Raw genomic sequence first — 11734 nt, 5'->3', positions numbered from 1 at the left:
CGATCGCATCGGCCCGTTCATTCCCCGCCTCACCGCTATGGCCTTTGACGTGACACCAAGAGATGGTCGGTTGATTCAGTTGATTGAGCTGCTGCCAGAGGTCTTGATTTAAAACGGGGTTGCCAGTGGCGGTTTTCCAGCCCTTTTTTTGCCAACCTTTAATCCATTTAGTGATGCCGTCGATGACATATTTACTATCGGTAAAAAGGCGCACTGGTTCTGGCTGGGGACAGTCGCGGACAAATTCGAGGGCCTGGATTGCGGCTTGCATTTCCATGCGGTTATTGGTGGTTTCGGGTTGGCGATCGCCCATTTCCAAAACGGTGCCATCGGTGAACTGGATCACCACTCCCCAACCACCGGGGCCGGGATTGCGAATACAGCCACCGTCGGTATAAATGCGGTCAATTGTGCGTTGTTGTGCCATGAAATGCGAGAAAAAGAACAATGGAGATGGGGACAGAGCAGTGGCCGCGCTTAATTATTCAGCCCAAGGATCTGTCGGTAGCGGTGAGGACGGGGCATTGAGCACTGCTTCGATGGCCTCTAAACGCTCTCGGGCCTGGACAAAATCCGGCACAAGATGCAAAACGCGACGGTAGTTGATTTGGGCGTTTTCTAGTTTGTTGAGTTGTTCTAGGGTGAGGCCCCGCTGGTACCAAGCTTCGGTGAGGTCTTCTTGCAATTCGATGGTGGTATTCCAGCTTTTGAGGGCTGCCTGCCATTGTTCAAGGGCCATGAGCACATAACTGTGATCGCGCCAAATGAGAACGTTATCGGGGGCTAACAGAATTGCTTGTTTGAGGGATTCGAGGGCTTGGTCATATTGCTTGAGGCGACCAAGGGCACTGCCCCGGTTATGCCACACTGCAGAAATTGTTGGATTGATTTCAATCACTTGATCCCAGTCAGCGATCGCCCCAACAAAGTCTCCTTGATCGGCCTTTGTCAGACCAGCCTGAAACAACGATTCAATGGTTTGGGGAGTGCCCTCAGTTGTGGTTTCCGTGATTTCTTGGGTAGTTTCCTCTGGCATCTCTTGGATCGGCGTTTCTGGTTCCTCTGGATTGATCGTTTCCGGCATTTCAGACAGGGGTTCCGCCGCCGTTTCCACTTCGGGGGTGACGACCGGTTCTACTGTTTCTGGGGATGCTTCTTGGGAATATTCTGGTACTGGGGTATTTTCTGGGGTTGTTTCTAACTCAGCGAGTTGATCGGCACCATCGTACTCCCAAATTTCAATGGTAATTTTCCCGCGTCCCGTGACTAATTGTTGTCCTGTATCCCCGAAAGCACGGGCGAAACGTTGTAACTTCGGCGAATTTTTAAAGGCATTACTGATGTAGAGCAATCGTGTGCCAATTTGTTGTTGTTGGGGGGGTTGTGCCTGTGCTAGTATTTGTGTACTGTAGCGTTCTAGCCATGCTTCCCAGGCGGTGACTTTGCCGCGAATCCCCAAATCAGCGATAAATACTTCTAGGCGGTCAGGCTGCCACCCGCGAGAGATACCCTGGAGGAGCTGCGCCAATAAAAATTCAAAATCTGCGTCGGTGAGGGGGGGAAGGTCTACGGTGGGTATTTGGCCCCGACCCTGAGAGGGAGAAAATAGCTTTTTTAACCAACCCGCCATATCCTTAATAATCCTTTTACTTGCTCTGGTCGTTCTTGTACTCACCCATTTTATGTTGTTAACCCCCAGATATTAGACATTGGACGTTAGATATCGATTCTTTATCGTTGCTGCTGGATCCATAACTGTTTACTGATCGCCGTCCTTTATCGAATTTTTCGTTGTTTCCCATGGCCTACGAACCGCTCCACCACAAATATCGTCCCCAGACTTTTGCGCAGTTGGTTGGTCAAGAGGCGATCGCCACAACCTTGAGTAATGCCCTCGAACAGCGACGCATTGCCCCAGCCTATTTGTTCTCAGGGCCACGGGGGACGGGGAAAACCTCCAGCGCGCGGATCTTGGCTAAGTCTCTAAATTGTCTAAATGCAGCCCAACCGACGCCCCACCCTTGTGGCGAGTGTGAAGTTTGTCGGGCGATCGCCAACGGGTCAGCCTTAGATGTGATTGAAATTGACGCGGCGAGTAATACGGGCGTTGATAATATTCGCGAACTCATCGAGCGATCGCAGTTTGCCCCAGTGCAATGTCGCTACAAAGTTTATGTCATCGACGAATGCCATATGTTGAGTGTGGCAGCGTTCAATGCTTTATTGAAAACCCTCGAAGAACCCCCTGCCCACGTTGTATTTGTCCTGGCAACAACGGATCCCCAAAGGGTTTTACCAACGATTATTTCCCGCTGTCAACGGTTTGACTATCGGCGTATTCCCCTCGATGCGATGGTCGCCCACCTACGGAAAATTGCCCATTTAGAAAATATCGATATTCCCCTCGAATCGGTAACGTTAATTGCGCAAATTGCCAACGGAGGGTTGCGGGATGCAGAAAGTTTATTGGATCAACTGAGTTTATTGTCCGGTGAAATTACCCCTGATAAGGTCTGGGATTTAGTGGGGGCCGTGCCGGAGCGGGATCTATTGCAATTACTCCAAGTGATTCACAGCAATGATCCAGAGGCAGTTATTCAACAATGCCGGAGCCTGTTAAACCGAGGTCGGGAACCCCTGGTTGTGCTGCAAAATTTGGCGAGCTTTTATCTAAATTTGCTCATTGCCAAAACTGCCCCCCAACGGGGAGATCTGATCGCTGTGACCCAACCGACTTGGGAAATCCTGTGCCAGGAAGCCAACCAGTGGGAGCTTTCCACCATTTTGCAGGGACAGCAACACCTCAAAGAAAGTGAATATCAACTCAAAAATACGACCCAACCGCGTCTGTGGTTAGAAATTACCCTGTTGGGATTACTTCCCGCTGCTTTTGGACAGACCCAAACTACTCGAACCGCGACCACTCCTTTAAATACTCAGATCAATCTACAAACGCAGCCTACCGCGACACCGCCGACTTCTCCGCCACCTCCACAGGACATCCCCCATCCCTTTGGGGAAACACCCCCTGCAACCAATGGCCACGGCTCTGGAACGCCCCCCTCTCCGGTAGACACTCAAGTTCACCAAGTTCCTCCCAAACCCGAAGTTCCCCAAGTTCCGGCCCCTGTACCAGAAGCAAAGGCGATCGCCAAAGCGCCACCGTCCCAGGATGTAATCCCTCCAACGGTTCAGCCCACCGAGCCACCCCCTTTATCACCGTCACCTCCTGCAACCACCAGCCCGACAATTTCGGCCCTGGAACGGGAAGAATTGTGGCAAGGCATTGTGCGCCAACTGCCCCTGTTGAGCCAGTCTTTGTTTCGAGACCATGGCAAACTGCTCCAGCTTACGGATCACAGCGCTCTCATCGGCATTAAAAGCGCCAACTTACTCAAAATTGCCAAAAATAAAACCCTCCAGCTTGAGGCGGCCTTTGAGAAAATCTGTGGCAACCCCCTTAAGGTGACCTTACAAGTGGGCCATGGTTTAGAAAATGGCCAGGGAGGAACATCAGTAACCCCGATTTTATCTACGCCTGCACCAGCACCAACAGTTATTTCTCCGGCGCAAAATCCTATCGAGATGCCGCCGCCCCCGGTTGCGGAAACCCCGCAGCCCATGGCCCCACCGCCCCTAGGGTCGCCAACCAAACCAGCACCAGATCCAAAACCTCCGGAACCAACACCAACGGCGCACCGCAAAGCGGATCTCGGAGAGATCACCCCGCCAGCCCCAGCGGTTCCTCCCCTCGTTGAGTCAGCATCAGCGTCTGAACCCACAGCCACAGCAGAGATCCCAGAAACGACCGATGATATTCAGGCGATCGCCCAACAGTTTGCAGAATTGTTTGACGGAGAGGTGATCGAACTGACTCACTTTGTCCCCCCAGAAGAAACGGACGTGCAGGTTGTGCTTCCTCCCGAACCCGAAAAACCCCCACCACCTGTTCCCGAACCGCCGACCATCCCCGTTGTTCAAGGTCGTCCACCCGTGCCAGTGGCCCCAGACGATGAGATTCCGTTCTGAGAACCTCGTATCATTGATGGTGATGTCTCTTGGATGAAGCCCCTATGACTTTACAGCGCACGCCCCTCCATGACCTCGCCATTGCAGCGGGTGCCAAATTTGTACCGTTTTCCGGTTGGGAGATGGCCGTGCAATACAAAGGCCTAAAGGTGGAGCATCAGGCGGTGCGCACAGAGGTGGGAATGTTTGATATTTCCCACATGGGCAAGTTTCAGTTGGCTGGGGAAAACCTCATTGCAGCCATGCAAAAACTGGTGCCTTCAAATCTGGCACGACTTGCTCCCGGTCAAGCGCAATACACAGTGCTACTCAATGACCACGGCGGCATCATCGATGATGTGATCTATTATCACCAGGGCGATCGCCAGGGCTTTTTGATTGTGAATGCGGCCACCACCCAGAAGGATTGGGACTGGTTAACGCACCATTTGACAGCGCAGGGGATCACTTTAACCGATGTCTCCCAAGAAAATATCTTGCTGGCGATCCAAGGCCCCCAGGCGGAGAAAGCCTTGCAACCTGTTGTGGAAAATTTAGATTTGGCGACCCTAAAGCTGTTTAACCACGGCCAAGGACAAATTTTCGGGGAAACGGCTTTTATTGCCCGGACTGGCTACACTGGCGAAGATGGCTTTGAGGTGATGGTCGCGCCGACAGCAGGGAAAAAACTTTGGAGCGCTTTAATCGATGCGGGGGTGATGCCCTGTGGTTTGGGAGCACGGGATACGCTGCGACTGGAGGCCGGGTTACACCTCTATGGTCAGGACATGGACGACGACACAACCCCTTTGGAAGCGGGTTTGGGGTGGCTGATCCACTGGCAAGAAAAAGATGCGTTTATCGCTAAGGATATTTTGCAGACCCAAAAAGCAGCAGGTGTTCAACGGCGTTTGGTGGGCCTAGAGATGCAGGGGCGCGGTATCGCCCGCCATGACTATTCTGTTCTCGTCAATGGTGAAGCAGTGGGCCTTGTGACCAGTGGTACGATGTCCCCCACCCTCGAAAAGGCGATCGCCTTAGCTTATCTCCCGTTGGAATTTAGCAAAGTAGGTCAAGCTGTCACCGTAGAAATCCGCGGGAAACAGTACCCAGCCCAGGTGGTGAAAAAACCTTTTTATCGTGCCAGCAAAAAATAGCTGATCAGTTAGCGATATTTTTTGAGCAGATTTTCAGAATCCTGGGGGTCAAGGCCATCACCAAGGGCAGTCATGGCCCAGCCATTTTCCTCCCGACGTAACTCGGCCATCAACATCCCCGTTTTGCCTTGGTAGGTTTCCCCAGACAGTTTGTAATGGGCGATCTCTTGGTTGTTGCTCAGGTCAACGAGGCGCACGAAGGCATTTTTAATCTGGCCAAATTCCTGGCCCCGTTGTCGGCCTTGGTAAATGGTGACGGTAAACAACAGACTCTGGATCGTCGCAGGCACCTGCTCTAAATCGACAAAAATTTGCTCGTCATCCCCTTCGCCGGCGCCAGTGAGGTTGTCCCCTTGGTGGGCGATCGCCCCGGATTTGTGATTAAGATTGGCGTAATACACAAAGTCACTGGCACTGTTGAGTTTCCCTTGGGAATCTAAGCACAGAACCCCGGAGTCGAGGTCAATGCTACCGGCGGGCTTTTTAAAAATGCCGAAGAAACCGCCCCCTGAACTGCTGGTTGCCATGTCCCAGCCGAGGCCAAGCATCACTTTCTTGAGGCCAGGGGCTTCTTTTTTGAGGGAAATGCGGTTGCCTTTTTTCAGTTGAATTGCCATGGGCTTTTACCAAGCGAAACATCATTTAACAGAAGAACCAATGGGGGCGATCGCCGACAGTTTGAGATGGGGATGATCCCCTTGGATTTGGTGGAGATTCCACTCATTTTTAAAGAGAATCACGGGCCGTTCCCAAAGGTCTTTAACGATCATCGTGTTAAAAATTTTGCCCGCCTTTTCCAGGGCTTCCCAACCGTTCGTCACCCAGCGCGCCACACTGTAGGGGATCGGTTCAAGTCTACTATCCACGCCATATTCGCTTTTGAGACGATGTTGCACCACCTCAAATTGCAGTTGTCCAACGGCAGCTAAAATGGGTTCCCGTTTAAATTCATCGGCGGAATACATAATTTGTACGGCCCCTTCCTCCTGGAGTTCTTTGACTCCTTTTTGGAATTGTTTAAACTTCGAGGGGTTGGGATTTTTTAGATAGGCAAATAGTTCCGGTGAAAAGCAGGGAATACCTTCATATTCCAATTTTTTGCCGCAGTAGATCGTATCGCCAATGGCAAACACCCCCGGATTATTTAAACCGATTACATCGCCCGCATAGGCTTCTTCGAGGGATTCACGGCCCTGGGCAAAGAGCTTTTGGGGACGGGATAGACGCACTGTTTTTCCGGTGCGGGCATGGCTGACGGTCATATCCTTTTCAAATTTCCCGGTACAGACCCGCACAAAGGCAACGCGATCGCGGTGTTTGGGGTCCATATTCGCCTGGAGTTTAAAGACAAACCCAGTAAATTCGGGATAGGTGGGTTCTAAATCACCAAGGCTAGAGGCCCGTGGCTCCGGCTTCAGGGCATATTCCAGGAACGCACTGAGGAAGAGTTGCACCCCAAAATTGGTCATTGCACTGCCAAAGAAAATGGGAGTTTGCTTGCCCGCATGGATCGCTTCTAGGTCAAAGTCGGCACCAATTTCTTCGAGAATTTCTAATTCTTCCTGGAGTTGTTCGTAAAGATCTGCATCTAAAATACCTTCGAGGGCCGGATCGTCAATTTTATAAACGGTTTCCGTGGCGGCCTTGGTGCCGTGGGCTGTCCGTTCAAATAAATGCACTTTCTTGAGGCGACGGTCATAAACTCCCTGGAATCTGTCTCCCATGCCAATCGGCCAATTTACCGCATAGGTTTGCAGACCCAATTCCTGTTCAATTTCATCGAGGAGTTCGAGGGGTTCCCGCCCCGGACGGTCTAATTTGTTGATAAAGGTAAAAATGGGCAGCGATCGCAGTTTGCAGACTTCAAATAATTTCCGAGTTTGGGTCTCCAGACCCTTGGCCGCATCCACCAGCATTACCGCATTATCCGCCGCTGCGAGGGTACGGTAAGTATCTTCACTAAAGTCTTGGTGACCAGGGGTATCGAGCAGATTAATTTGGTAACCGTTATACAAAAATTGCAGCACCGTCGAGGTAATGGAAATCCCCCGTTGTTGCTCCATCTCCATCCAGTCAGAGGTAACTTTGCGCTGTTCGCGACGGGCTTTGACGGCTCCGGCTTCGTGAATGGCACCTCCGTATAACAAGAGTTTTTCGGTGAGGGTGGTTTTACCCGCGTCGGGGTGGGAGATGATCGCAAAATTCCGTCGCAATCGGACGGCTTCTTCTAGCTCTGTGTGCAATTCTGTCGCCATAAATCTGGTCTGGGGTTTGTGCTTCTGGATGAATGGTGCGTCTACAATTGTACTGCTTCAATCTCCCCCAGAAAGTCCTCTAGGCTTTTCCCGGCGAGAAAATCTAGGGTTTCAACCTCGGAAAAATGCTGATGGGGTGGGCAATGGGGACAAATTTGGCGATCGCCATGGTGCAAAGGCGTACCATCTTGAAGGTATTGCTCTAAATCCCGTTGCAGTTGGGTCAGCAGGGCGACCAGTTCAGTGTGGATGTGCTGATGCCAAGTCTGATCATATTGAAATGTCAGGGATTGGGGCGCTTGACCTGGGGCGATAAACCAGTAAGTCATCACGAGTTGCTCCGGCTGATAACCCGTGGTCTCGGCCATGACATAAAGATAGAGCTTCGTTTGCCAGTGGTCTTTTAGATCATCGCTTTGGCGGGGTTGACGGTAGGTTTTCCAGTCGTAAATTTGGAGGGTCTCAGCACCAAAATTGATCCAATCACAAATAATCGTGAGCAGAAAATTGCCCATCATCAGGGTGCGGCGGTATTCGGCGGCAGTTTGTTGCTGTTGGTCGAGGAGTTGGGGTTGGGCGGTGAGCAGGGCTTGGAGACTCTGGTGGAGATTGGAGTCTGTGGTAATTTGCGCTGGGGGCAAGCCTAGCTGGAGTTGTTGCATCGCCTGGTGAAATCGGATGCCCCATTGCTGATTTTCCAGATAATCTGGGTTGTTGGGAGCCGTCAGTTGCTCTAGATAAAGGGCTTGGAAGGCTGGCGGGCAGCGTTGGAAGCGTTCGAGATGGGCTTGGGATAGATAAAACATTTACAGAGCCAAAGTTTAGGAGAAATTTTGCAACAACGCTATGGGAACAAACTAGCCATTGATCGAGGACTGGATCCTGTTGACAAACAAAAAGATTGCACTATCGTCAAACAAAAACTCACTTCAGAAAAAACTTCGAAAATAATCTTAGTCAAAATAACATATCATCTGATTCAGATTCGAAGTTGACAATTTTTTTGATTTGGTTTTTATTATCCAGATATATTGAATTTTGATTTTGGGGATTTAATCTAAGAGCATTTTCAAAATCTTGTAATGCCTCTGTGTATTTCTCCAGGCGATAGCATGCAACACCTCGCATATTGTAGTATCCAGAGCAATTATGGTATTCAGAATTTAAGTACAACTTAATTAACTTGTTTAGCCTAATTGCTTCACCATAGTCTTCTATTGCTTCACTGTATTTTTTTAAACAATAGTACGAATCGCCTCTGAGTCGATAAAAAACATCATCATTGGGATCTAGCGATATAGCCTTACTGAAGTCTGTTATGGCAAACTCATATTTCCCCATATCATAATGTGTTAGACCCAAATCCAAACACACAAACAATGCATCGTTCTCACTTGATTTTTTGCTGACGAGAGCATTAAGTAATTGGTCTATTTGAGCCTCACGTAAACCGTCAAGATAATCAATGTTTTTGGGGTGAAACAATTCACTTATTGAAGCATGTTTTTGTTCAAAAGAAAAATCGTAAATTTGTGATTTTGATATTGTATTTTTGTTAAATTTTGACTGATTTTCTTCTCGCATTACCTTGAGTCGTTTGATCTGTTCAGCATGAGCTGATCTAAGGGATTCCTTTAAGGATTCACATGTTGTTGCAATACTCTCTGAAAAGATATTCTGGAATTCGTTGGATAGTATTGTCGGCTCGTAGTAAAAATTAAAGCTCAAAAAATATAGATCTTTGATATAAACAATGAGGATTTTTTGGATATAAGAAATTGTTTCCTCAATTTGGAGAATGGCTTCTTCCTGGTCATCTGATTGTTTAAAAATCTCAGACATATCCCAAGCAGGAGGCTGAATTATTATATTTTCTTCGTCTCCCATTCCCCAAAAGACACCACTAAAATAGATCCGATTACGGATAATCTTGGTTGAGAGAATTAGAGTTGGAATACTATTTAGGATTTTTTGTACCCTAGGAATATCAGTATCTTCGATTGGACTTTTAAAATAGTCGCAGTAAACTTCTAATTCTGATCTAGGAATATGTTCATTTAGATCAAAAAGACTACTTTTGATTTGCTCATGGAGAACATCAAGACAAAAAAGATCATTGCCTACAATTTTTGGGCGCGAGACCAAAGTCAGCAGTCGATGCTTAAACTCTTTTGGTTGCAGTAAATCTTCTGTTTCCTCTCGATTTAATTTGGAGTTCCAGTTGCTTAAATCCCACTGCTGTAAGATTTGGCGATTTTGCTGGCTAAATTTTTCTCGATGCCATTGCTCCATCAGCGACAGCTTTAATTGCTCCAGTTCTTTAACTTGCTCTAGCTCCTGGGCTTTTAACTCTGCAATACGCTGATTATGTTGAGCGGCATTATCAATGAGTTGCTGCTGCTGTTGATAATTTAGTTCCTTCCATTTTTCCTCCTGCAAAATCATTTGACCTTGCATCTTTGTAGAAGCAAAGACTAATTGCTTTAACTCAGCTTCCCTTTTTTCTTGCTGGATTACATATTGCTGTAATAGCTTTTGATATCGATCGTCTTTTTCAATGGCAACAGGCGTTGCTGGTGTGATACTCGAACTATTCTTTTTTGTAAATTTGTCAAATAATGTTTTTCCCGCTGCAAGACCAACTCCTGAAAGAACACCACCGATCAGTGGCGCAATTAGTGGCAAAACCATTTTTTATTCTCTAAAACAGTGATTAAGTTAAAGTAAATCTTCAAAAACATTTCCGAGACTCGCGAGGAAGTCTTGAAACACATCCGCGACACCATCACCGTCAGTATCAACTGCTTCTAACCATCCATCACCATCGGCATCCGCATCAAAAAAGCCTGGAATGCCATCGCCATCTACATCCGTATCGAGATTATCTGCAATGGTTCCATTGGGGTCTGTTCTCCAATGACCATCAACGACAGTGCCATTGCCACGAACATAGGATTCTATCCATTGCAGATCAGGCTTACCTTCGTAAATAGGCTCGTTAATGAAATCCGTCATAATGGCACCAGAACTAAGGAAAGTAGGTGTAGATTTTCCAATTATAACCAGTTAATTTAGGTCATACACTAAACCAGCAGAAAAGTTAGGCAATATTTACACTAATAGATTGGTAAATTTCCCAAAATTCTTTTCTGGCAAGGCTTTCAACCTCTCCGGTGATGGAAATTAGCAACGAATGGTCGCCTTTTTCCCTAGATTACAAAATCGGACATGAATTTTAGGGGAAAAGATTTGCCCAGCGATTGAGGGCCGGGTCCTGCTGACAAATGGCGATCGCCTGGGCGCGCACATTGCGGATATCGTTGATCGTGCCTGCTGCGGGATTTGTCCGCACATCCATACAAGCACAACCATAGCCGTAACTGCCGACATTGGTCACCACCCACTGATCCGGCGCAAAATTCGGCCAGTCCCAATCTGTTGCTACCTGATGTCCCCCTTGGACGCCAATGATCCATTCACGGTCTGCATCATAGAGAGAAATATTGCCTGGGGTCGGATTCGAGAACCAACCGCAGCGGGTTTCAAAGCTGGTGGAGGTTTGGGCAATGGGTTGTGGTGGCGATTGCGGTTGTGCCTGGGATTGTGGTTGCGGCGGTCTTGATGTTGCGATGCCGCCACCTGTGCCCGTTTCAGCAACGCTCTCATCACTAGCCCCAGAACGGGTTGCCGTATTGCCTGGTGGATCTTGGGTAGTCACGTCTTCTGTCGGGGGAGTTTTCGGATTAGATCCAATGGTTACTTCACAGGCGCTTAAACCCAACAACACAGCGACAATCCCTAGCCGATAAATGTGCTTCACCATGGGTAATCTTCTCCAACGTTTCCAGTGATTGATGAAAAACTGTCTATTTCAAAAAGTGGTTCTCTAATTATCTAGCATCACCTGAGTTTCTTTCAAATAAATTTTTACTTGATTTTTTGGAATCAAGAAGATTAAAGATTCAAGTTTTTTAAATTATCAGATAATACTTGACTTGACTGTAAATATAAAAAAAACAAATCACGCCTTGCCTAAAATAACAAATATCGACCAAGGACATTCTTTTGGTAGTTGGCGTACAGCAGCTTTATTTTCTTTTTTAAGAATTTTGATAGCACCTTGGTAAGCTGATTTTAATTGTATCTCCATTTCTGCTGGGTCTAGCTCCTGGGAATCTAGCATTTTGATTGCTTGGATTTTCTTGCGGGTAAAATCAATAATGACCTTCAGGTTATCAAGATCTGGGTCAAGTCTATATTCTGACTTTAATAAAGCGACCAATAAAACTTGTAAATATTGCTGCAATTCTTGCT

The 11734-nt window shown here is 47.9% G+C and carries 10 protein-coding genes and 1 pseudogene; 2 read left to right on the top strand and 9 right to left on the bottom strand.

The window, feature by feature from the left end:
- Position 1: 1 nt before the first annotated feature.
- Positions 2-427: pseudogene (gene rnhA, locus AACQ84_RS08695) on the bottom strand (ribonuclease HI); the annotation flags it as partial.
- Between the two features lie 54 nt (positions 428-481).
- Positions 482-1630 carry a tetratricopeptide repeat protein gene (locus AACQ84_RS08690; protein WP_012307317.1) on the bottom strand — a complete coding sequence of 383 codons (1149 nt, stop codon included), beginning with the start codon at positions 1628-1630 and terminating at the stop codon, positions 482-484.
- Positions 1631-1800: 170 nt separating this feature from the next.
- On the opposite strand from AACQ84_RS08690, the gene AACQ84_RS08685 reads away from it, so the two are divergent.
- The gene (locus tag AACQ84_RS08685; protein ID WP_012307316.1) at positions 1801-4029 is read left to right on the top strand and encodes a DNA polymerase III subunit gamma/tau; all 2229 of its coding nucleotides are present in this window, start codon (positions 1801-1803) and stop codon (positions 4027-4029) included.
- A 44-nt stretch (positions 4030-4073) separates the two neighbouring features.
- Positions 4074-5165 carry a glycine cleavage system aminomethyltransferase GcvT gene (gene gcvT / locus AACQ84_RS08680; protein ID WP_012307315.1) on the top strand — a complete coding sequence of 364 codons (1092 nt, stop codon included), beginning with the start codon at positions 4074-4076 and terminating at the stop codon, positions 5163-5165.
- 8 nt (positions 5166-5173) lie between these two features.
- On the opposite strand, the gene AACQ84_RS08675 is transcribed toward gcvT, so the two are convergent.
- The 7 genes from AACQ84_RS08675 to AACQ84_RS08645 all read right to left on the bottom strand — a co-directional run bounded on the left by AACQ84_RS08675 (position 5174) and on the right by AACQ84_RS08645 (position 11726).
- Positions 5174-5782: a TerD family protein gene (locus AACQ84_RS08675; protein WP_012307314.1), complete on the bottom strand. Its 609-nt coding sequence runs from the start codon at positions 5780-5782 to the stop codon at positions 5174-5176.
- Positions 5783-5803: 21 nt separating this feature from the next.
- Positions 5804-7420 carry a peptide chain release factor 3 gene (prfC, locus tag AACQ84_RS08670; RefSeq protein ID WP_012307313.1) on the bottom strand — a complete coding sequence of 539 codons (1617 nt, stop codon included), beginning with the start codon at positions 7418-7420 and terminating at the stop codon, positions 5804-5806.
- A gap of 41 nt (positions 7421-7461) precedes the next feature.
- On the bottom strand, positions 7462-8226 hold the full coding sequence (locus AACQ84_RS08665) for a PD-(D/E)XK nuclease family protein (protein WP_012307312.1): 765 nt from the start codon (positions 8224-8226) through the stop codon (positions 7462-7464).
- Between the two features lie 151 nt (positions 8227-8377).
- Entirely contained in the window at positions 8378-10111 is a 1734-nt protein-coding gene (locus AACQ84_RS08660; protein WP_012307311.1) for a tetratricopeptide repeat protein, read from the bottom strand.
- Between the two features lie 27 nt (positions 10112-10138).
- Positions 10139-10435, bottom strand: coding sequence for a hypothetical protein (locus AACQ84_RS08655; protein WP_012307310.1), 297 nt, complete (start codon positions 10433-10435; stop codon positions 10139-10141).
- A 220-nt stretch (positions 10436-10655) separates the two neighbouring features.
- The gene (locus AACQ84_RS08650) at positions 10656-11243 is read right to left on the bottom strand and encodes a DUF4087 domain-containing protein (RefSeq protein WP_012307309.1); all 588 of its coding nucleotides are present in this window, start codon (positions 11241-11243) and stop codon (positions 10656-10658) included.
- 198 nt (positions 11244-11441) lie between these two features.
- Positions 11442-11726, bottom strand: coding sequence for a DUF29 family protein (locus tag AACQ84_RS08645; RefSeq protein WP_012307308.1), 285 nt, complete (start codon positions 11724-11726; stop codon positions 11442-11444).
- Positions 11727-11734: the final 8 nt, after the last annotated feature.

Source organism: Picosynechococcus sp. PCC 7002 (genome assembly GCF_963860125.1).
In the GTDB taxonomy this organism is placed as follows: domain Bacteria; phylum Cyanobacteriota; class Cyanobacteriia; order Cyanobacteriales; family MRBY01; genus MRBY01.
This window is presented reverse-complemented; position numbering and strand designations above follow the sequence as displayed.

Excerpts from the sequence above, each read along its gene's own strand:
- AACQ84_RS08690 (WP_012307317.1), bottom strand. The coding sequence starts at position 1,630 with ATGGCGGGTTGGTTAAAAAAGCTATTTTCTCCCTCTCAGGGTCGGGGC.
- AACQ84_RS08685 (WP_012307316.1), top strand. The coding sequence starts at position 1,801 with ATGGCCTACGAACCGCTCCACCACAAATATCGTCCCCAGACTTTTGCG.
- gcvT (WP_012307315.1), top strand. The coding sequence starts at position 4,074 with ATGACTTTACAGCGCACGCCCCTCCATGACCTCGCCATTGCAGCGGGT.
- AACQ84_RS08675 (WP_012307314.1), bottom strand. The coding sequence starts at position 5,782 with ATGGCAATTCAACTGAAAAAAGGCAACCGCATTTCCCTCAAAAAAGAA.
- prfC (WP_012307313.1), bottom strand. The coding sequence starts at position 7,420 with ATGGCGACAGAATTGCACACAGAGCTAGAAGAAGCCGTCCGATTGCGA.
- AACQ84_RS08665 (WP_012307312.1), bottom strand. The coding sequence starts at position 8,226 with ATGTTTTATCTATCCCAAGCCCATCTCGAACGCTTCCAACGCTGCCCG.
- AACQ84_RS08660 (WP_012307311.1), bottom strand. The coding sequence starts at position 10,111 with ATGGTTTTGCCACTAATTGCGCCACTGATCGGTGGTGTTCTTTCAGGA.
- AACQ84_RS08655 (WP_012307310.1), bottom strand. The coding sequence starts at position 10,435 with ATGACGGATTTCATTAACGAGCCTATTTACGAAGGTAAGCCTGATCTG.
- AACQ84_RS08650 (WP_012307309.1), bottom strand. The coding sequence starts at position 11,243 with ATGGTGAAGCACATTTATCGGCTAGGGATTGTCGCTGTGTTGTTGGGT.